Genomic DNA, 18,983 nt, shown 5'->3' with positions numbered 1-18,983 from the left:
AGTCGAATGTCCGATCACGACGTAGCCACCGGACTCGGCATCGAAATGCGGGGAGCGACCTCTTGTGCGAGACGTTGCGTGGACTCGAACCAGGGCTCCGGATCATCGATGCAATCGTGGCTGTTCATAACTATCGTCCCGAAGCCACCAATGCGCTCCGACATTTCTTCGAGCTTTCTCGTGACCGTGTCGGCCGAACCACAAACCCAGACGTGCTCCGCGAGCCAGTCGAGTGTCACGTCCTCCGGTGTGATGTCAGTCCCGGAATCGTCGATGAAACCTTGCAGGAGTCCGTATCGTTTGTAGACGGGGACCAGGTAGCGGTCCCAGAAATATCCGAGCCCTCCCACAATCGCGCGGCGTTTCGCTTCCTTGTCTGTATCGGCCACGAAGATGTCGCGACTCACACGGAATCGCGAACGGTCCGCTGCATGTCCGGCTTCGACTGCGGCAGCCGAGTACGTATCCCAATGGGAACGAACGCTGTCTGCGCCACCGTAAAACGAAATCGGTAGGTATCCGCGCTGACCGGCGAATCGCATCGACGAAGAGTTAGCACTCATTCCCGTGACCGCGATTTCCAGGTTCTGCCGACCGCCCCAGGGCGTGAAGTCCGATTGGAGATTGAGGTCGCGCGTCGGATCAGGATCGGTAGCCTCCACCGACGGATATCCAGCGTTGTAGAAATCACCCTCGTAATGGAAAGGCTCTCGCTTCCATACCTTCTCCATGACCTCGATGGCTTCGAGCATGCGTGGTCGAGCCTCCGAGAGGTCCATCGGCTGACCGCGGACCGCGGCATCGCGAGGGTACGCACCTGTCGCAATTCCTAGGAAGTACCGTCCCTCGAGCACCTGCGACAGCCAGCCGATCTGAATGGCAAGCGACGCCGGCTGGTGCATCGGCAGAATATGAGCCATTGGTGCGAACCTGATGTTATCGGTCACCAGAGCACAGGCCCCGATAACGATTTCAGGGTTCGGAATGGGCTGCCAACCCTCGGTGGCGTGCTCCCCGATCATGAAGTCGGCGACGCCCGCCTTGTCTGCCACCTGCGCTAATCGAACGGACCAGTCCAGGACCTCGCGCATCGATCGGCCGGGTTTCATGTATGGATTGTGGAAGATGCCTGAATCCATTACTCGATCCTTCCTAGGGTGTTGTGTATCGATGTTCTGGGCGCAAACGAACCGCCCGAGCTGAGGATCTATGACCTGGGCTTCGGGAAGCTTTGAAGCTCGAAGCAGTTTCCGTCGGGGTCGTATCCGTAGACGGAAACAACGCCGCCAAATACGTGGTCACCATACGGAATGGTCACGGGTGGGCTCTTGAACTCCACCCCTGCGGCGACCAGCCTGTCGTATTCGGCGTGCAGGTCGTCGACCTCCAAGCCGATATGTGCACTTCCGGAATCGTTGACGTCCAGTGGAGTTCGCTGGCCACCTTGCGGATTGACGTATTGAAGCAGTTCGAGCGTCGTCGGACCGAACGACAAGTACGACACGATCATATCGACCCCAGGAATACCCACGATAGGCGCGAGCCAATCCTGATTCTTCAGTTCGAGACGCATCGGCCCGCGTTCATCGAATCCGAGCAGCCGATAGAATGACGTCGATCTTTCCAGATCAGTCACTGTCAGACCTATGTGATTGAAGGTTGTGGGCATCACTGCTCATTTCGTCGACGGATTGGATTTTCGTTCGGACACCACGAAGAACGACGTGTGTCCGCGAGACTCACTGCATGAGCGCGGAGTTCGCCTTTCAGCTGCTGAAGAATGACGGGTTCGCCGAAGATTTCACGGACAATGTCAAAAGCTTAGTTTTCGGCGACTCGAGAAGGCTGTTCCCAGTCGCCTCGACAAGGCTTCCGCTGCACTGAACTTGCGAGAGGCGATCTTCCGGGCATGTGGATCGATTTACACTGTCTTCCAACGCACTTCGTTTCCCACCTCGCACCCTGCAGCCGGAAACGAGGCCTGTCGATCATCCGAGTGTGCGCATTGGTCCTGGAAGTCCGAATGGCCGCCTTTCCGGAGATGACGTACGTCACACTCGGCTGGCGTCGAGGCTACCAAGACAGCAGCGGGAAATCAACGTCACCGTAGAAGAATCTTCCAACGAAACCGCTCCGACTTCGAAGTCGTATTGCTGCATGTTCGGGATCCAGCCATGCCAGCTGTCCACGCCGACGGGGCGGATATCCGAACACACGAGCAAGCACACGACGACGAATCCGACGTGCGCGTGCGCACGTCGGATTGACTGATCGGCATCCGCCAATCTTGTACAGGCTTGGGAGTCAGCCGACGCAGCGATGTGCGGGCGCCACCGCGGCGATGTCGAGGGTTTCCCGAACGGCCCGTCCGCCGGCTCCGAGATGGAGAGCGTTCTTCACGTGCAGAACAAAGCCTGGCTTGTATCGCTGAGCCAGAGTGGAATTCGCTGCAAGAGAAAGTAGTTCCTTGGATATGGCATCACTCGTGCCGAATTCGACTGCCGAATCGCTCATCCAGCTGTTCACAATGCGTTCGCGAGATCCGTCAGTTGCGCTTTGAGGCCACGCTTGTTGATCTTCGTCGCCGACATCGGCCACCCTCCCGGTTCGACGAAATACACCGCGCGTGGCACCTTGTAGCGCCCGATCTTGCCCTCGCAGAATGCGATCAGTTCTTCGGCGGTGAGCTCCCGCCCTTCGCGAGTTTCGACGAACGCCACCGGGACCTCGTCCAACCTCATGTCCGGCCGCCCGATCACGGCTGCAGTGAGGACCGCGGGATGCTCACACAGGAACGATTCGATCTCGATTGCGGCGACATTCTCACCGCCGACCTTGAGCATGTCCTTGAGACGGCCGTGAAAGACCAGGCATCCGGACTCGGTCCAGCTGTAGAGATCGCCGGTCCGCAACCAGCCGTTGGAGTCGATCGCCTCGGCCGTCTTGACCGGATCCTTGTAATAACCGGTCGTGACGCAGTATCCGCGGATCAGGATCTCGCCGGGCACCCCAACCGGCTGTGCCGAGCCGTCGTACGGATCGACGATTCGAATCTCGATCCCTGGGGCTGCTTTCCCCTGAGCTCCACTGCGGTCCTCGAAAGTCTCGTCGGGCGTACTGAGCGCGTAAATACCTGTCGTTTCGGTCATTCCGCAGGCTGCCATGAGTTCGGCCTGCGGGAACAATCCTTGAGCCTCTTCGATGAGCACACGCGGACCGATGAGAAAGAGGTATCGAACGGAATCGAGTGCGCCTGCATCGAACTTGGGGTGAGACATCAGCATCTGCATGGGTCCGGGGAACCAAGGCCAGATGCATGTAGGACGCTCGGCCTCGATCAAGTCGATTGCTCGCCCCGGCTCGAAGAAGGTGTCCGTCAAATATGTTCCACCGGCGCCGATCGCGCCGATCAGTGGGGCCAGTGCAGCTATGTGGAACAGCGGGCCGCCGGCCCAGCTGACGTGGCGTTCACCATCGGACAGACGGCCTGCTGCCCGCTCCACCGGGCCTCGCGTCATCGATTCGTGGCTGAGCATGCATCCGCGCGGGTTGGCCGTCGTGCCGGAGGTGTAGAGAATCGCGGCGATATCGCGCAAGCTCACCCGCCGTCGAAGCTCGTGAACGGCGGATGGGTCCACCGAAACGGCCGCCGTGTCGAGGTCTTCTCTCGACCCGAACCCGGGCCTGCGTTCACCTCGAAGCAGAAGAGCGCGGCGTAGGCGCGGCGCCTCGGAGAGGGCGAGATCACCGTTTCCCGCATTCGCCAACGAGGGCAATGCCTCGTGTAGCACGGAGACGAAATCGACATAGTCGTCAGGGCCCGATACCGTCAGCAGTGCGGTGATATCCGCGTTCTCGACAATGTAGCCGAGCTCTTTGGCCTTGTGGCGAGCGTTGAGCGGTACGACAACGGAGCCGATCAACGCGGAGCCGAAGAACCCTTCGACGAATTCGATTCCGTTCGGCGCCAGGAGTGCGACATGGTCACCCGAGTGCACGCCCATCGCAAGCAGACCTCGCGCGATTCCGACCGCGCGTTCGTACACCTCGGCATAGGTGTATCGGGCGTCGGGGAACACGATCAGGTCGCGCTCGGGGTGCAGGCTCGCACCTCGAACCAGTAAGTCACCCAGTGGGGTAACTGTGCACCAATCGCCGATGTCAGTCATCTCGTCCTCAATCATCGTCGTCGAAAGTTCGTAGCCGATTCGTAGGAAAGGTCGCGACATGGATCGGCGTGCGCGCAGAAGACTTGGTGCAGTACACGCTAAGCGACTCGAGTCACACTGTCAACGTTGAAGTTGATTTCCGGAGACCGTGTGCCGGTCTGCCAGGCTGCGAATTGCATCCGGATCCACACTGTTGACACATACACTCCGAGAGAATCTGGTCGACAGCGAATTCCGGATGCAACTCAGGTAATCGACGCCGACGTTGATCGGGCGAGGCCTTACGGAGGTATCATCCGAAAATGCCTACTTCGACCGCAGCCAGCAGCGGCATGAGCCGACGCCGTCGCAGTGCCCGGAGCGACAGCAGCCCCAATTACCAGGCCAAGCGCCAGGAGTTGCTCCGGACTGCTGCCGAGGTTTTCCGGGAGAAGGGCTTCGAGGGGGCAACTCTCAACGACATCGCCGAACGGTTCGGCACCGACCGCGCGTCGATCTACTACTACTTCGCGAGCAAGAAGGAACTGTTCCAGGCGCTGTTCCACGACATTCTCGTCGATGTTCTCGACAACAACATCGCTGTGGCCGAGGAGATCATCGGCAGCGACGAGGATGCACCCGAGAAGCTCCGACGGCTCGTCGAACAGCAGATGGACTCGTACGAGAAGAACTATCCCTTCGTCTACCTGTACATCCAGGAAGACATGGCGCAGCTGCAACTCGACTCCATGTCCTGGGGCAAGGACATGGCTCGCAAGACCAAGCGTTTCGAGACAATCGTCCTCGAGGTGCTGCAGCAGGGCGTCGACGACGGCACGCTCCGCAGCGACGTCTCTGTTCAACTGATGTCGAAGGCTTTGTTCGGCATGGTCAACTGGACGCACAGGTGGCTCAAGCCCGGAATGCGCAAGGTGGATGCCAAGCAGAGCACCGAAGCCTTCTGCACACTGTTCTTAGACGGCGCCCGCGTCGAGAGCTGACAGCAGACGTCACGAGTTGACAGTGCGCTGGGCCCGGGAGTGCGCATCCGGGCGCCCAGCGGACTATTCGAGAAGGTGCTGCTCAGCGGCCTGTCCACTGCGCGGCACGCTTCTCGGCGAAGGCTTCCGGGCTTTCGAGCCGGTCGACGCTGTTCGCGTATGCCTCGATGGGCGCCTCTCGCGTGGCGAGAGCGACCTCGAGCGGCCGTCCAGCTCGCGACAGAACCGCGTCCTTGGCCGCGTGAACCGCTAATGGGGAACCCGACGCGATCCGATCTGCCCACGACGCTGCCGTCTCGGCCAGCTTCTCGAACGGCACGACCTCGTTGACCAGCCCGTAGCGCTCGGCCTGCTGGGCGTCGATTCGCTCGCCGGTGAGGATCATCGCCATCACGATGTGGTGCGCCAACTGCCTGATCGCGCGGTGCATGATGCCGGCCTCGCCGATGATCCCGACCGTCGTCTCGGGAATGCCGAACGGCGCGATATCCGACGCGACGATGATGTCGGCGCACATGGCCAATTCGAACGCGCCGCCGATGGAGTAGCCCTGCACTGCGGCGATCAGCGGCTTCCTCAGCGTCAGCAACGGACCGCCGACGCCGGTGAGACCGCCACCGAGTGCCATTCTGCGGCCGTCGCCTTCGGTGCCACCACTCACGTTCGCACCGGCACAGAACGCCTTCTCACCAGTGGCACCGACTACGGCGACCCAGATGTCGGGATTCGAGTTGATCTCACTCCATGCCTCGAAGAGTGCTGCGTCCATCTCGGGATCGATGGAGTTCAGCGCCTTCGGGCGATCGAGTGTCACACATGCGAAGTGGTTTTCGACGTCGAACAGAATTCCGCCGCTCACTGCAGATCGTCGCTCATTGTTGTTCTGCGTCAGCAGAATCGGGCAGTGCTACGGGTTCGCGGTATGCGGCGAATCGCAGCCTCGAGCCCAATTTCGGCCACGAACTTGCGTACCTCTGCCATCGACTGAGACAGATGAAGGAGCGCATTCATCTCCGTGCCGCAAGCGCCACGGTCTCCGCGATCAAGTCCTCCTCGGCCACGGCGCGGTTGGCCGACCCCCGCTCGACAGCGGAGGTGCCGTCGCTCGAGTTTACCGGGAACGAACGTCCGCTCTCTTGCACGTTTCGGACCGACCAGCGTCGCCCACAGTGGTGGGATGTAACCACCGCCGAGCGAAATCGCCGACTCACCGATCTCGTCGAGCAGTTCGTTCGACAGCGAGTTCGCCTTGTCCGGCCGGTCGAGGACGATCCAGCTGATCGGTCCCCGGGTGCTCGATGCGCAGTTTCTCGCAGCTGGTTTCGGCAGCCGCGTCGGCTACCGCCGTCATGCCCGCCCGATCGGGATCTGCTTCTTGACGTGGAAGTCGACGACGCCGGATGCACGCAACTCGCGGCGGGTGAAGCGCCAGCCGTGCTCTTCGTCGCGAACGAAGTCGTCGTGGTACTGACCGAAGAAGTAGCCGTCAGCCTTGCCTTCCTTGGTGTACCGATGCCATGCGTACAGAACCGAGCGAACCTTGGCAGTCGTCAGGTCCTCGGAGAAGTCCACGACGATGTTGGACACGTGATGGCTGGTCGCAGTGAAGAACGTTCCGATGCCGTCGAGCGTCTCGCGATATGCGGCACGACCTTCGGCGCCGAAGTCGGGGCCGTACGCAACGTAGCAGTCCTCGGTGAAGAGCTCTGCAAGCTGGTCCGGCAGGTTCATGTCGAGGTTGTAGGCGTAATCGAACAGAACGCGCTCGATCTTACTCTTCTCGACGAGTTCGGCGAGCTCCCGCGTCGAGACCTCAGGTTTTGCAGTCATTTTCGACCCTCTCTGGATCGACCGCAATCAACGTTCTCGTAGATTGCAGGGACAGATCGCACCCGGCGTCGACAGGTACGAATGAATCAGACCTTGACGGCGTAATCCGAAGCAGTAGGCTCGCCTCCCGGCCAGCGAACGGGAAGATCCGACGTGAGCGACGAGGAAACCTCGTCCCATGGCCCGACGTGAATCGTTCGCATGTTGCGCGAGGCGAAGCGCCACTTGCCGTCGACCCGGACATACTCGTCTTCGTAACGAACCGCACCGTACACAGACGTTCCGCCCGTCGCGATCTCGAGGTGAGCGCCGACCAATCCGGTCGCGTGATCGCCGTCGACGAAATCGATTAGAACGTAGTGCGGGGTGTGAATGGTGGTTCCGAAGTTGGCGCGAGCTCCTCGAATCATGTCCGCGATTTCCTGCCCACCGGTCGCTCCAGGAAAACCACCGGCCGAGAAGGTACCGCCGGACGCGAACGCATCCGCGATGACGTCGAAGTCGTCGAAGTCGGATGCCAGGAAGTAGCGGACCGCGAGGTCCTGCAGCTCGGCCCGGTCCTCCAACCGTCGCACCCTGGTCTCGATGTCGGTCATGTGCACTCCTCCGGGGCCAGCTCTTACGCATCCACGATATCGGCATGCGCCAAGATCAACGTCGGTGTAGATCGTGTGGCTCGATCATTGTGCGCTGCGCCACAGATGTCAACCTCCTTGCGTGGAACTCCGTTCAAGAAAGCTACGCCCACGTGGATCAAATCAACGCAAACGTCGACAGATGCGAAGACACGGGCAGTCGATCGACGATCCGGAGGAGCGCGATCGCGTGTATCGCAAACACCTCACCGAATGTGAGGAGCAGGGCAAAGCCATCAATGCGGCTTCGGGGTTCGAGATAGACGATGTGATTGACCGTGTGTGGATCAGAACCCGGCTCTCTGCAGTGATCGGGACTCTCCGCCCAGCCCGCTCGTCCGATGCCGCCGGAAGACGCATTGATACCTGGTGATCGACGAACACCTGGCAGCCGGAGAGCCGGCTGCCAGGTGTTCATCTACATCGTGACGACTAGCTTTCCTGCGGTGCCACGCTTGGTCACTGCCGTCAGCGCCGCGACGATGTCCTCGATCCCGAATGTCTCGGCTACCAATGGACGGAGTTGTCCGGTGGTGAACAGCCGCGCGAGCGCGTCTGCGTTGGCGGACTTCAGCTCGGGCTCACGCCGCACGAACGTGTTCCAGTAGACGCCGACGGCCGAATAGCCCTTCAAAAGAAGCAAATTGACTGGCAGTTTGGGAATGGTTCCGCTGGCGAAACCGACGACGAGGAGCCTGCCGCCGTAGTTCATCGCACGCGAGACGTGGTCGAACGCATCGCCGCCGACCCCGTCCAGACAGACGTCTATTCCCTTCCCGCACGTGAGTTCGCGTAGCTGCTCCCGGAAATCGCCTCTGGTGTAGTCGACTACCTCGTCAGCACCGTGATCACTTGCCACGGAACGCTTTTCGTCACTTCCTGCAGCAGCAATGACCCGAGCGCCGAGCGCTTTGCCGATCTCGATCGTCGCGAGACCTACACCACCGGCCGCTCCCAGCACCAACAGTGTTTCTCCTGGCTTCAGCCGGCCTCGCTGCACGAGCCCGTGGTAGCTGGTGGCGTAGCTCGAATAGAATGCTGTTGCCGTGGGGTAGTCCATGCCGTCCGGGACGAGTTCGGTGGACTCCTCGTCCGTGATCGCCTCCTCCGCGAACCCTCCGTATCCTGCACTGGTCAACGCCATGACCCTGTCACCGACCGCGAATTTACGAACGGAGGGTGCAATTTCCACTACTTCTCCCGCCACTTCGAAGCCCGGGACGAACGGAAACGGAGGTTGGAGTTGATACTTGCCTTCGATGATGAGCGTGTCCGGAAAGTTGACACTGGCAGCGTGCACTCGGACTCGGATCCCGTTCTCACCCAGAGCGGGCGAATCCATGTCACCGACGACGAGCTGTTCGGGTGGACCGTACTTCGAGCAGATTACCGCACGCATGCGTCAGTCGTCCTTCAAGTCGAGGAAGTCGTACAGAGGATCATCGGAACCGCGGCCACCCCGCCGGAAATCGTCGAGCGGCATGGGCGAATCCCCGTCCTGCCATTGCTCGCACTTGTGCCAGTCCAGAACTACAGTTCTTTCGGCGATGCGCCAGACTCCATCTCGTCGAGTCAGCTTGTCCAAATACCGTGCGCCCATCAGATCTACGACGGTAGGCTCACCGCGCCGAACTAGTGTGACCATGACCTGGCTCTCCGAACGCGCGCTGTCACCGTCGATATCGATCAGCACATTCGTCACGGAATGCGTGGTGGACAGGTTCGCGGCCATCAGACGCTTGGCGACGAACGACGCGAACTCGTGACCATTTCCGCGCCAGTATCCGTGGTCGTCGTAGGAATCGTGGTGGTAGACCGACTTGAGAATACTCTCGTCGCACCGGTCGACGCCACGGCAGTACCGCATGAGGACGTCGTGAATCTCGTTGCGATCCACGAGCCTACGCAAGATCTCTTCCATATGAATCTCCTGTCGAACAACCCTGCCCCAGAACGCAGCGCCGTTCCGGGGCAGACCTGTTCTTCTCGTCAGCGGGCGGTGTAGTTCTCCAGGTCGGGACGCCGCGTCATCTGCCAGTACTCGACGTTCAGGAACGGCATCACGAACACCACTCGTCCGTATGAATTGCGGTAGTACGTCGACATTCCCTGGTGGGTCCACACCGTGCGCGCATGGGTGGAGTCGACAAGTTCGTTGTACTCCTTGTTGGCCTCGGGGCGCGCATCGAGAGCCTTGATGTTGTTGCGGAACATCTCGGTGAGAAGCCCCCGGATATAACGCATCTGGACCTCCATGAAGAACATGAAGCTACCGCTGCCCGGGAACGAGTTCGGGCCACCGAGCATGAAGAAGTTCGGGAAGTCCGGAACCGACACACCTAGATACGCTTTGGGGTCGTCGTCGTTCCAAGCATCTCGAAGGGTCAGTCCGTCGATTCCTCGAACCTCCATCGAACTGATGAATCGAGCGGCCTCGAAGCCCGTTGCCCAGACAATGACGTCGACATCGGTCTCGACACCGGCATCGTCGACGAGACCCTCGGGACGGACGGCAGTGACCGATCTGTCGATCAAGGCCACGTTGTCTTTTCGCAGAGTCGAGTACCAACCGTTGTCGAGGAGGATGCGTTTGCCGAACGGCGGGTAGTCCGGCATGACCTTGTCGAGCAGATCCGCCCGATCGCCAACCTGGGAAGTGATGTACCGCGTGAAGTACTCACGGTGTGCGTCGTTTCGAGCGTTCACAGAACGCTGGGGATGATCCCACTCCGGATCGACGCGGAGCGATTCGATGACCTTGTCGCCGAACTGCCAGAACAGCCGAATCCAGTACCAGCTGTGGTAGATCGGAACCGACTGCATCAGGTGCCGTAGGTCCATCGGAATCGGCATTCTGAACTTCTCGAACGGCGCCACCCATTGCGGGCTCCGCTGGTAGATCGACAAGTGCGCAACCTGATCGGCGATGGCCGGCGCGATCTGCATCGAGCTGGCACCGGTACCGACGATGGCGACGCGTTTGCCGTCGAGATCGAGGTTGTCCGGCCATTCCGCAGAATGAAAGCTGACTCCCCTGAAGTCGTTCATTCCCGGGACGTTCGGAGTCTTCGGCCGGTTGAGCACCCCTACAGCACTGATGACGACGTCGGACACCAGAGTCGAGCTGGATCCGTCCGCGTTGTTCACCTGAACTGTCCACTGCGCACGTGCTTCGTCATACGTCGCGGACTTCACTTCGGTGCCGTACCGGACACGCTCGCCCGCGCCGAGATCCTTCAGTACCCGGGCAAAGTAGCCTTGCAGTTCGTTCCGCAGCTCGAAGTGCGTCGTCCAGTCGTTCTTGGCGAACGAGAACGAGTAGAGATGGCTGGGTGTATCGACACCAGCCCCCGGGTACGTGTTCTGCAGCCAGTTGCCGCCCGCCTCCGGCTGCTTCTCGAGGATGACGTAGTCGATTCCCATGTCTTCGAGCTGCTGAGCGGCCGCGATTCCGGCGACTCCGGTGCCGATCACGATCACCGAGAATCCCTCGGGGGCTGTCACCGGTTCGAGGGCAATGCTCGGCGCGTCCGGCGCAGCGCGTCGAGCCAGCTCGAGCGACAGCATCGGGCCGTACTCCTCGCCCACCGGCTCACCCATGCAGACACTCATCATCCGAACCGTGAGCTCGGCCGACGGCGTTTCGATCGCGGGAGGGACACCGTTCTGCAGATCGAGGATGGCCCGTACTGCTGCCTCTCGAATCTCGTCCTGGATCGCTTCGTCCAATCCGCCCGAGTCGTGGTCGCCGAGACCCTTACCCCGCGTCGGGAGGTATGGCGCAGAAAGCCACTTCTCGTCGCCGGTGGTCTGAAACACGACCATCAGCAATGTGGGGACGTTGGCCCGCGCGATGGCGGTCCGTAGCTCGCCCTCGGTCATTCGGTCCGGATTGAAGTCGGCGCCGCCGTCCGGGGCCTCGGAATCGCTCTGCACTGTCGTCATTCGAGTACCTCTCGCATCAAGGTGGCGACTGGAGGTAACGCTCCAAGCCGATATCATCGGGCTTTCAACATTAACGTTGATAAGTTCCCATCCATCGTGACAGGGATCACGCGCCGTTGTCAACGTCAAAGTTGATCCTTTCCGCGAATTATCTACGTAAACGTTGACACCGGCACGCAGTACAGGAAACATGCACGTCGACACAGTTGTGGCACGTGTCACAATCCGTCTCTCACGTAGATGCGTACGGCCCGGGCGGCCACGCACACCCGAATGGACACAACATGTCGAACACGACAAGTTCCACCCCCGGCACCGCGACGGTGCTGGATCTGAAGAAGTCGAGGCGGGCACTCGTAGCGGGTTCGCTCGGCAACCTCATCGAGTGGTATGAATTTGCGATCTACGCCTACATGGCGCCGATCATTGCGCCGCTGTTCTTCCCATCGGAGAACCCGACAGCGTCGATCTTGTCCACGTTCTTGCTGTTCGCTCTCGCGTTCTTCCTGCGGCCTATCGGCGCCGTCGTCTTCGGCCGCATGACCGACCGCATCGGCCGCAAACCCGTTCTCGCTCTCATCATCGGCTTGATGACGGTCGCGACGACGTGCATCGGCCTCCTCCCCACGCACGAGACGATCGGCGTTCTGGCACCACTGTTGCTGACCTTGTGCAGAATCGGCCAGGGACTGTCTGCGGGTGGCGAGATGGGAGGCGCGGTGTCGCTGATGGTCGAGTCGGCGCCGGCCAACAAGCGCGGCGTCTACGGCTCCTGGTCATTCGTCGGAACCACGCTGGGATTCGTGCTCGGCGGCGGCGTCGCAACCCTTCTTGCCGTACTCCTCTCCGACGACGCGATGTCGTCGTGGGGATGGCGCATCGGCTTCCTGTTGGCCGCACCGATGGGCATCATCGTCTTCTACCTTCGAATGAAAGTCGACGAGACACCCCACTTCAAGCAAGTCAAAGTCGAGCAAGACGGCGCGGCAGACGTCGTTGACACCACGGCGGCCAGACGTCCACTGGCTTACCTGCTGACGACGCTGGGAGTCGTTGTGGTCTACAACGCCGTCGGCAACACGTTCATGGTCGGTATGCCGACATTCTTGTCCACGAGCTTCGACATGTCATTCGAGCGGTCCTACTTCCTGGCGCTCGTGACCGGTTTGGCTGCGGGTCTGACGATGCCGCTGTTCGGAGCATTGTCCGATCGCGTCGGGCGACGTCCCGTGTTGCTCGTCGGGTCGATACTCGTCGTTGTCCTGTCGTACCCGCTGTACTACATGCTGAAGCTTGGATTCGGCGGAGGTCTCATTGCACTCGTCATCGCCGGAGTTCTGATCGGCGTCGTGGGCGGACCGATGCCGGCGTTCCTGTCCGAACGATTCCGCACCCGCAATCGTGCGACCGGAGTGTCTGTCACGTACGCACTGTCCGTTGCCCTCTTCGGCGGAACTGCGCCCTACATCATCACCTGGCTGGCCTCGGCTACCGGCGACCCTCTTTCGGCTGCCTACTACACGCTTGGATGCGCCGCGATCAGTGTCATCGCATTGCTCACCATCAGAGGTGCACAGCTCCACCAACACCGCGAAGAACTCGAACTCTGACCAGCAACACATCGAATAGGAAGAGTGTCAATGCAACTCGAAGGTAAGCGAATCCTGGTAACAGGCGGGGCCCAAGGGATCGGGGCGGCGACAGTCAAGGCGTACGCCGCCGAAGGGGCACGTGTTCACTCGTACGACCTCAACGAAGAGGGCGGCAAGGCGACAGCAGAGGAGGCCACCGCGGCCGGCCCCGGAACCGTGACGTTCTCCGTCTTGGACATCACGGACGGTGCCGCAACCGAGGCCCTGTTCCGAAGTGCTGCAGAGGAACTCGGAGGTATCGACGTCTTGGTGAACATCGCCGGGTTACAACGGTCCGCGATGGCGGAAGACATCACCGACGATCTGTTCGACGCGATCTACCGGGTCAACGTGCTAGGAACGATCCATACCAATCAATCGGCGTACCGCATCATGAAGCCGGCCGGCACCGGAGCCATCGTCAACTTCGGATCCATGTCGGGCTTCACAGGTGAGTTGTCCAACTCGACCTACGGTTCTTCCAAGGGCGCCGTGCACACCTGGACCCGCACCGTTGCGCGGGAGTGGGGGCCGTCCGGCATTCGAGTCAATGCTGTTCTGCCGTACGTCAACACACCGATGTTCGACAAGTACACGAGCTCCCTGGGTCCCGAGGAGTTGGCCGCCTACCAAGAGCAGCTCCGGAAGGACATCCCGCTCGGTGGCACGTTCGGCAACGCCGAGAAGGATCTGGCACCGGTTCTGGTATTCCTTGCCAGCGACGCCTCGCACTTCATCACCGGCCAGCTTCTACCGGTCGACGGAGGATTCGCAGCAGTTCGCTGATCGACAAGTCGACTCGCAGCTGTGGGCCACCACGCGTTCTGTGGTGGCCCACAGCTGCACAGAAACCCGGTCGATTCCGAACCGTACTTGTTCTGCACTGACGACAAGCAGGCGTCGGACCCAACCCGGCACGCCAAGCCGCAGCAGCCGCGGACGTCCACCTGAGGACGCCGCCGATCACGATCGGCAACCTGTTCCTATCCGGACTACAGGCCATCTTCGACGCCGACCGACTGATAAATTCCGGCGACGCCATCATCTGCGCCTTCGACCACGTCTCGATGGGAGAGGCCACCGACCGACACGTCAAAGGCACCGGCATCGACCGCGCAGGCCAGAATGCGTTCGCCGCCCGCTCGCACGAACTCGCCGCCGCAGCCACCGAGGACGGCCGGTGACGGCGAACCGAAAGTCGGCGACCTCGGCGTCGTCGAGATCAACGAGGCGTTCGCAGGCGTCGCGCTGGCCTCGGTCGGGCAACTCGGTCTCGACGCCGACAAGCTGAACATCCACGGCGGCGCGATCGCGCTGGGCCAACCCCTCGGAACGTCGGGTGCGCCGCTCGCCTTGTCGCTGGCCCATTCACTGAAGCGTCGCGACGGAGGCGTCGGCGCTGCCGCACTGTGCGGCGGCGGCGGTCAAGGCACTGCGCTGATCTGAAGCACTGACTCTTCGTCGACTCCGGACCGATTGCACCAACAATCATTGGAGAAACGGTCACATGGAAATTGCGGTAACAGCAACTCTTGTCACGGGAGGCGCGTCGGACCTTGGGGCAGCGACGGCCAAGCTGCTGGCGACGCCGGCGTAACGGTGTTCGGCCTCGATCTGGCACAGTCCATCGACCGCGCAGGTGACGAGGTTCCCGACGGGGTCACACTCATCCCCGCCGACGTCACCAGCGGAGAAGACGCCGAAGCAGCCCTCGGCGCGTTCAACGTGATGTGCCTCGCCGCGGACGCCATCGCCAAGACCGACACCGTCGACGAGTCCGGGCAGCGCGTCGTCATCAACACCGCATCCGTCGCCGCATTCGAGGGCCAGCCACACTGAGTTGTCCACGAGTTGTCACATTCTGTGACACCGAGCCCCGGTTCCTCCCGATCGCCCCTTCCTCCCGATCGCCCCGCAAATTCCCAGGTCGCCTGGATCGCGACACCCCAGGTGAACGCCCATGGACGAAACAGACTCGTTCCTGAAACTAGCGGTCCCTACCAGGGAAAACAAAAAAGACTCTGACCATCCTCCGTGGTCAGAGTCTTTTGATGAGCCCCCTGTCAGGATTGAACTGACGACCGCTCGCTTACAAGGCGAGTGCTCTACCACTGAGCTAAGGAGGCGGACACGCGCGCCCATCATATCCATTGCAGGAACGTCGGCTACTTCCGCCCACATTGGATAGCGTTGGAGACATGAGTACCTCGGAGATCGCCACCGTCCTCGCTTGGCACGACGCCCTCAACTCCGGCGACATCGACACTCTGCTGTCGCTGTCGAGCGACGACATCGAGATGGGTGGACCGAAAGGTGCCACTCAAGGCCTCGCGGCGCTGCGGGAATGGGCGTCGACCGCGGGCATCACGCTGAATCCGAAGCGAATGTATTACTACGACGGAGTGCTGGTGGTCGAACAGCAGGCCACGTGGGCCACGGACCCGGCAGAGACGCGTATCCTGGCCTCTGCATTCCGTGTCGTCCACGATCAGGTCATCTCCACGTTCCGCCACGAGACACTCGAGTCTGCACTCTCCGCTACCGATCTGACCGAGAAAGACCTTGTCTCCGACACGTAGTATGTCCAAGCTCACAGAATCCCTCCAACGTCTCACAGGCGACCGTCGCGCAACGGTCGATGCGGTCACCGCTGCACCCACACCGCTGCAGCCGATCGACCTCACCGACGATGCGGTCGTCGCCGAAGTACTCGACCTCGCCGTGCGAGTCGGTGAAGTGCTTCTCGCGTCCGGCACCGGTGCGATGGACACCGCCGAGCAGGTGCAGTTCATCGCCGCCACGTACGGCCTCGCCCAGTGCGATGTGGATGTCACGTACAACTCCATCGTGCTGTCGGCGTACCGCGGGCCCACGCTCCCGCCGGCGAGCACCATGCGGATCGTGCACTACCGCTCGATGGACTTCACCCGGCTCGCGGCGGTCGACCGGCTCACTCGGCGCATCCGCCGGGAAGCGGTCACGCCCAGCGAGGCGCACGAGGCCCTGACCGCGGTCACCACGGCGCCGCACCCGTACAACCGCTGGATCGCGACGCTCGCCTGGGCGTCGATGGCGGCGTCGGTGTCGGTGTTGATGGGTGGTGGGGTACTGGTCGCGTCCGTCGCCTTCCTGACGACGATGGTGATCTACCGAGTCAACCGCGTCCTCAACCGCATCGGTCTGCCGTTCTTCTTCCAGCAGGTGGCGGGCGGTCTGGTGGCGGCGACGCCGGCGGCGACGCTCTACACGTTCCAGGATCAGCTGGGTGTCGAGATCAGACCCTCGCAGATCATTTCGGCCGGTGTGGTGGTGCTGTTGTCCGGGCTGTCGCTGGTCGGTTCCGTGCAGGACGCCATCACGGGAGCACCGATCACGGCGGCGGCGCGATTCTTCGAAGTGGTCATGATGACCGGCGGCATCATCGCCGGTGTGGCCATCTCGTTACGTCTGACCGGCGTGCTGGGTTCGACTCTGCCCCCGGTCAACGTCGAGATCACCGAACTCGTGCAACTCCCCGTGCTGGTGATGTCGGGCGCTTTCGCGTCGATGTTCTATGCATTGGCCTGTTACGCCGAGCAGCGGGCCCTGACGGCTGCGTGGTTCGGCGGCGCGGCAGGCGCGCTCGTGTACATGGTGGCGCACCAGTTCGGCATCGGCCCGATCATCGGGTCGGCACTCGCTGCCACCGTGGTCGGCTTCGCCGGTGGTCTGATGGCCCGCCGCGCGCTCACGCCGCCGTTGGTCGTCGTGGTGGCGGGTATCACGCCGCTGCTGCCGGGTCTGTCCCTGTATCGGGGTCTGTACGCCCTGCTCAACAACGAGGTCGTGATCGGACTGGGCTCGCTGCTGGCGGCGTTCGGTATCGGTTGCGCGCTCGCGGCCGGCGTCACACTCGGCGAATGGATCGCCCGGACCCTGCGGAGGCCGCGCATCCTCCGCCGCACAGACGACATCCGCCGCCCCGTTTTCAAAACGAGGCGGCGGAAGCCGGTCGAAGCACACACACAGAAGGCGGCCTGAGGCAGTTTCAGGTGACGGCCTATCGGCCGTCGGCCGGGCGCGACCGCCGGAATCTCACCGGACGGTCGTCCCGGCCCGAGGCGGCGCCGAAACGCGGGCGCCGGAGAGGTCAGCTCTTGTCGACGCTGTGCCGTCCGCCCGACTTCTCGTCGGCCTCCATGGCCTCACGCAGGCTCTTCGGCCGCATGTCGGTCCAGTTCTTCTCCACGTACTCGAGGCAGGCTGCCCGGCTTTCTTCGCCGAAAACCACGCGCCAGCCCGCCGGCACCTCAGAGAACGTGGGCCACAGTGAGTGCTGGTCCTCGTCGTTCACCAGCACGTAGAAGCGGCCTTCTTCGTCATCGAATGGATTGGTGCTCATCTCGCCTCGCTTGTCGCATACGTGTCCTGTGCGTTCACACTAGCAAGCGTGCCGTTGCGGCCACGCCTTGTTACGACAGATGTAACGATCTCTCCCGCCCGCACGGCAACGTTCGACAGGAGCGACGACGTGATTCCGTGCGTTTTCTCCGTGCCGCCCTGCAGATAGATTCCCGCTGTGACGTCCGGCGAAACCGCCAATCGATAATCTCGGCCGACTTCCCGCGGCGGGTGGGTTTTCGGCGCCAGATCGCCAAGCAGCGGCTCGAGGGGAGCCGGGGTGAAACCCGTGGCCAGAATCAGTGCGTCGCAAGCAAGAGTGTCGGTGAGGCCGTCCACACCGCTGCGCACCGCCACCTCGATTCCGTCCGAAGTCTCGTCGACGGCAATGACCTCCGACGCGCGGCGCATGAACAGCCGGCGTCGCCCGCGCACGCGTTCCTGGTACTCGGTCGCGTACAACTCGTTGATGAGCCCGAGGTCGACCACCGAATAGTTAGTACTCCTATGGACATCCAGCAATCGCAGACGCTCCTCCTCCGGGGCGCCGTGCAGGTCGTCCACGGCCTCCGGATCGAAGATGCGGTTGGCGTACGGACTGTCGTCGGCCGGGCTGTAGCCGTAACGCGAGAAGACGCTGTGGACTTCGGCTTCGGGGTAGTTACCGTGCAGGTACTGCACGATCTCGGCGGCGCTCTGGCCCGCCCCGAGGACGACGAACCGCTGGTGGACCGGGGCCGGCATCTCGCCGAGCCGGAACAGGAATTGATGGTTGTGGAAGCACCGTGTAGAGGGGTTGGCCCACTCGGGGATTCGTTCCCGCAGGCCGGCGCCCATCACGACGTTGCGCGCGATCACTGCGCTACCGTCGGCGGCTCGGACCTCGAAGCGGTCGATCACCCCGTCGTCGCCGCGGATTCCGCATACCGTCTCCACCGCGGTGCCGTACCGCACGTCGGCGTCCACTCGGCGTGCCGCCCACTGCAGGTAGTCGTGGAACTCGTGCCGAGTCGGGAAGAAGGTCTGGTGATTGACGAAGTCGACGAGGCGACCCTGATCGAAGAGGTAATTGAAGAACGTGAAACCGCTGCGCGGATTCCGGAACGTCACCAGGTCCTTGGGGAACGCGATCTGCATGGTCGCGCCGTCGAGCAGCATCCCGGGATGCCACCCGAATCGATCCTGCTTCTCGAAGAACTGCGCGCTGATCCGCTCGCGCGGGGGGCACTCCGCATTGTGTTCCTCGATGGCAATGGCCAGTGCGAGGTTGGCGGGACCGAATCCGACACCCACGACATCTCGCACCGGGAGATCTGTACCGGCCGTTTCCGGCGATTCACTCATAGCTCGTTGTCCGTCCTCGACGCCGCGCCGCACCCGACCCAGCCGCCGTCTGTCTTCCGGCAAGATAGT

At 61.9% G+C, this 18,983-nt stretch carries 19 protein-coding genes, 1 tRNA gene and 2 pseudogenes; 8 read left to right on the top strand and 14 right to left on the bottom strand.

Going from position 1 to position 18,983, the window contains the following annotated elements; all coding sequences use genetic code 11:
- Positions 1-14 precede the first annotated feature (14 nt).
- The 4 genes from I1A62_RS33725 to I1A62_RS33710 all read right to left on the bottom strand — a co-directional run bounded on the left by I1A62_RS33725 (position 15) and on the right by I1A62_RS33710 (position 4,184).
- Positions 15-1,139 carry an LLM class flavin-dependent oxidoreductase gene (locus tag I1A62_RS33725; protein ID WP_219456642.1) on the bottom strand — a complete coding sequence of 375 codons (1,125 nt, stop codon included), beginning with the start codon at positions 1,137-1,139 and terminating at the stop codon, positions 15-17.
- Between the two features lie 68 nt (positions 1,140-1,207).
- Positions 1,208-1,669 (bottom strand): VOC family protein, encoded by a 462-nt coding sequence (locus tag I1A62_RS33720; protein ID WP_124393302.1) that lies wholly within the window; start codon positions 1,667-1,669, stop codon positions 1,208-1,210.
- Between the two features lie 635 nt (positions 1,670-2,304).
- A complete protein-coding gene (locus tag I1A62_RS33715) occupies positions 2,305-2,514 on the bottom strand; it encodes a hypothetical protein (RefSeq protein ID WP_219456641.1) in 210 nt (69 codons plus the stop codon).
- Between the two features lie 8 nt (positions 2,515-2,522).
- Positions 2,523-4,184 carry a class I adenylate-forming enzyme family protein gene (locus I1A62_RS33710; RefSeq protein WP_257890606.1) on the bottom strand — a complete coding sequence of 554 codons (1,662 nt, stop codon included), beginning with the start codon at positions 4,182-4,184 and terminating at the stop codon, positions 2,523-2,525.
- 287 nt (positions 4,185-4,471) lie between these two features.
- Between I1A62_RS33710 and I1A62_RS33705 the strand changes: the two genes are divergently transcribed.
- Complete coding sequence (locus I1A62_RS33705; RefSeq protein ID WP_257890605.1) at positions 4,472-5,149, top strand: TetR/AcrR family transcriptional regulator; 678 nt, start codon at positions 4,472-4,474, stop codon at positions 5,147-5,149.
- An 82-nt stretch (positions 5,150-5,231) separates the two neighbouring features.
- On the opposite strand, the gene I1A62_RS33700 is transcribed toward I1A62_RS33705, so the two are convergent.
- The 7 genes from I1A62_RS33700 to I1A62_RS33670 all read right to left on the bottom strand — a co-directional run bounded on the left by I1A62_RS33700 (position 5,232) and on the right by I1A62_RS33670 (position 11,559).
- Entirely contained in the window at positions 5,232-6,008 is a 777-nt protein-coding gene (locus tag I1A62_RS33700) for an enoyl-CoA hydratase-related protein (protein WP_219456639.1), read from the bottom strand.
- A gap of 488 nt (positions 6,009-6,496) precedes the next feature.
- Complete coding sequence (locus I1A62_RS33695) at positions 6,497-6,979, bottom strand: nuclear transport factor 2 family protein (protein WP_219456637.1); 483 nt, start codon at positions 6,977-6,979, stop codon at positions 6,497-6,499.
- 86 nt (positions 6,980-7,065) lie between these two features.
- On the bottom strand, positions 7,066-7,575 hold the full coding sequence (locus tag I1A62_RS33690) for a nuclear transport factor 2 family protein (protein WP_124393298.1): 510 nt from the start codon (positions 7,573-7,575) through the stop codon (positions 7,066-7,068).
- Between the two features lie 157 nt (positions 7,576-7,732).
- Complete coding sequence (locus tag I1A62_RS33685) at positions 7,733-8,032, bottom strand: hypothetical protein (RefSeq protein ID WP_219456635.1); 300 nt, start codon at positions 8,030-8,032, stop codon at positions 7,733-7,735.
- A complete protein-coding gene (locus I1A62_RS33680; protein WP_257890604.1) occupies positions 8,033-8,956 on the bottom strand; it encodes an NADPH:quinone oxidoreductase family protein in 924 nt (307 codons plus the stop codon). It abuts the gene before it with no gap.
- 60 nt (positions 8,957-9,016) lie between these two features.
- Positions 9,017-9,535 carry a nuclear transport factor 2 family protein gene (locus I1A62_RS33675; RefSeq protein ID WP_124393295.1) on the bottom strand — a complete coding sequence of 173 codons (519 nt, stop codon included), beginning with the start codon at positions 9,533-9,535 and terminating at the stop codon, positions 9,017-9,019.
- Between the two features lie 68 nt (positions 9,536-9,603).
- On the bottom strand, positions 9,604-11,559 hold the full coding sequence (locus tag I1A62_RS33670; protein WP_124393294.1) for an NAD(P)/FAD-dependent oxidoreductase: 1,956 nt from the start codon (positions 11,557-11,559) through the stop codon (positions 9,604-9,606).
- Between the two features lie 284 nt (positions 11,560-11,843).
- On the opposite strand from I1A62_RS33670, the gene I1A62_RS33665 reads away from it, so the two are divergent.
- From I1A62_RS33665 to I1A62_RS33645, 5 genes and pseudogenes are all read left to right on the top strand, one after another.
- On the top strand, positions 11,844-13,169 hold the full coding sequence (locus I1A62_RS33665) for an MFS transporter (RefSeq protein WP_219456631.1): 1,326 nt from the start codon (positions 11,844-11,846) through the stop codon (positions 13,167-13,169).
- 30 nt (positions 13,170-13,199) lie between these two features.
- Positions 13,200-13,976, top strand: a complete 777-nt coding sequence (locus tag I1A62_RS33660; protein WP_124393292.1) for an SDR family NAD(P)-dependent oxidoreductase — start codon at positions 13,200-13,202, stop codon at positions 13,974-13,976.
- 161 nt (positions 13,977-14,137) lie between these two features.
- Entirely contained in the window at positions 14,138-14,374 is a 237-nt protein-coding gene (locus I1A62_RS33655) for a hypothetical protein (RefSeq protein ID WP_257890983.1), read from the top strand.
- Between the two features lie 4 nt (positions 14,375-14,378).
- Positions 14,379-14,636: pseudogene (locus tag I1A62_RS33650) on the top strand (acetyl-CoA C-acyltransferase); the annotation flags it as partial.
- Between the two features lie 61 nt (positions 14,637-14,697).
- Positions 14,698-15,020: pseudogene (locus I1A62_RS33645) on the top strand (3-hydroxyacyl-CoA dehydrogenase); the annotation flags it as partial.
- Between the two features lie 224 nt (positions 15,021-15,244).
- On the opposite strand, the gene I1A62_RS33640 reads toward I1A62_RS33645, so the two are convergent.
- A tRNA-Thr gene (locus I1A62_RS33640) sits at positions 15,245-15,316 on the bottom strand.
- A 72-nt stretch (positions 15,317-15,388) separates the two neighbouring features.
- Here I1A62_RS33640 and I1A62_RS33635 point away from each other — a divergent pair.
- Positions 15,389-15,769, top strand: a complete 381-nt coding sequence (locus tag I1A62_RS33635; protein ID WP_124393289.1) for a nuclear transport factor 2 family protein — start codon at positions 15,389-15,391, stop codon at positions 15,767-15,769.
- A gap of 1 nt (position 15,770) precedes the next feature.
- Positions 15,771-17,210, top strand: coding sequence for a threonine/serine exporter ThrE family protein (locus I1A62_RS33630; RefSeq protein ID WP_124393288.1), 1,440 nt, complete (start codon positions 15,771-15,773; stop codon positions 17,208-17,210).
- A gap of 109 nt (positions 17,211-17,319) precedes the next feature.
- Here the strand turns inward: I1A62_RS33630 and I1A62_RS33625 are convergent, their stop codons facing one another.
- Positions 17,320-17,571 (bottom strand): MbtH family protein, encoded by a 252-nt coding sequence (locus I1A62_RS33625; protein ID WP_005244517.1) that lies wholly within the window; start codon positions 17,569-17,571, stop codon positions 17,320-17,322.
- Entirely contained in the window at positions 17,568-18,914 is a 1,347-nt protein-coding gene (locus tag I1A62_RS33620) for a lysine N(6)-hydroxylase/L-ornithine N(5)-oxygenase family protein (RefSeq protein ID WP_219456629.1), read from the bottom strand. The genes I1A62_RS33625 and I1A62_RS33620 overlap by 4 nt, the downstream gene beginning before the upstream one ends.
- Positions 18,915-18,983 lie beyond the last annotated feature (69 nt).

The organism is Rhodococcus sp. USK10 (assembly GCF_019378875.1).
Classification (GTDB): domain Bacteria; phylum Actinomycetota; class Actinomycetes; order Mycobacteriales; family Mycobacteriaceae; genus Rhodococcus_F; species Rhodococcus_F pseudokoreensis.
Note: the sequence above shows the minus strand (reverse complement) of the source record. Positions and strands in the feature narration are given on the sequence as shown.

Bases quoted from the DNA above. Each gene is read 5' to 3' on its own strand.
- I1A62_RS33725 (WP_219456642.1), bottom strand. From the start codon at position 1,139: ATGGATTCAGGCATCTTCCACAATCCATACATGAAACCCGGCCGATCG.
- I1A62_RS33720 (WP_124393302.1), bottom strand. From the start codon at position 1,669: ATGCCCACAACCTTCAATCACATAGGTCTGACAGTGACTGATCTGGAA.
- I1A62_RS33715 (WP_219456641.1), bottom strand. From the start codon at position 2,514: ATGAGCGATTCGGCAGTCGAATTCGGCACGAGTGATGCCATATCCAAG.
- I1A62_RS33710 (WP_257890606.1), bottom strand. From the start codon at position 4,184: ATGATTGAGGACGAGATGACTGACATCGGCGATTGGTGCACAGTTACC.
- I1A62_RS33705 (WP_257890605.1), top strand. From the start codon at position 4,472: ATGCCTACTTCGACCGCAGCCAGCAGCGGCATGAGCCGACGCCGTCGC.
- I1A62_RS33695 (WP_219456637.1), bottom strand. From the start codon at position 6,979: ATGACTGCAAAACCTGAGGTCTCGACGCGGGAGCTCGCCGAACTCGTC.
- I1A62_RS33690 (WP_124393298.1), bottom strand. From the start codon at position 7,575: ATGACCGACATCGAGACCAGGGTGCGACGGTTGGAGGACCGGGCCGAG.
- I1A62_RS33685 (WP_219456635.1), bottom strand. From the start codon at position 8,032: ATGAACACCTGGCAGCCGGCTCTCCGGCTGCCAGGTGTTCGTCGATCA.
- I1A62_RS33680 (WP_257890604.1), bottom strand. From the start codon at position 8,956: ATGGATTCGCCCGCTCTGGGTGAGAACGGGATCCGAGTCCGAGTGCAC.
- I1A62_RS33675 (WP_124393295.1), bottom strand. From the start codon at position 9,535: ATGGAAGAGATCTTGCGTAGGCTCGTGGATCGCAACGAGATTCACGAC.
- I1A62_RS33670 (WP_124393294.1), bottom strand. From the start codon at position 11,559: ATGACGACAGTGCAGAGCGATTCCGAGGCCCCGGACGGCGGCGCCGAC.
- I1A62_RS33665 (WP_219456631.1), top strand. From the start codon at position 11,844: ATGTCGAACACGACAAGTTCCACCCCCGGCACCGCGACGGTGCTGGAT.
- I1A62_RS33660 (WP_124393292.1), top strand. From the start codon at position 13,200: ATGCAACTCGAAGGTAAGCGAATCCTGGTAACAGGCGGGGCCCAAGGG.
- I1A62_RS33635 (WP_124393289.1), top strand. From the start codon at position 15,389: ATGAGTACCTCGGAGATCGCCACCGTCCTCGCTTGGCACGACGCCCTC.
- I1A62_RS33630 (WP_124393288.1), top strand. From the start codon at position 15,771: ATGTCCAAGCTCACAGAATCCCTCCAACGTCTCACAGGCGACCGTCGC.
- I1A62_RS33625 (WP_005244517.1), bottom strand. From the start codon at position 17,571: ATGAGCACCAATCCATTCGATGACGAAGAAGGCCGCTTCTACGTGCTG.
- I1A62_RS33620 (WP_219456629.1), bottom strand. From the start codon at position 18,914: ATGAGTGAATCGCCGGAAACGGCCGGTACAGATCTCCCGGTGCGAGAT.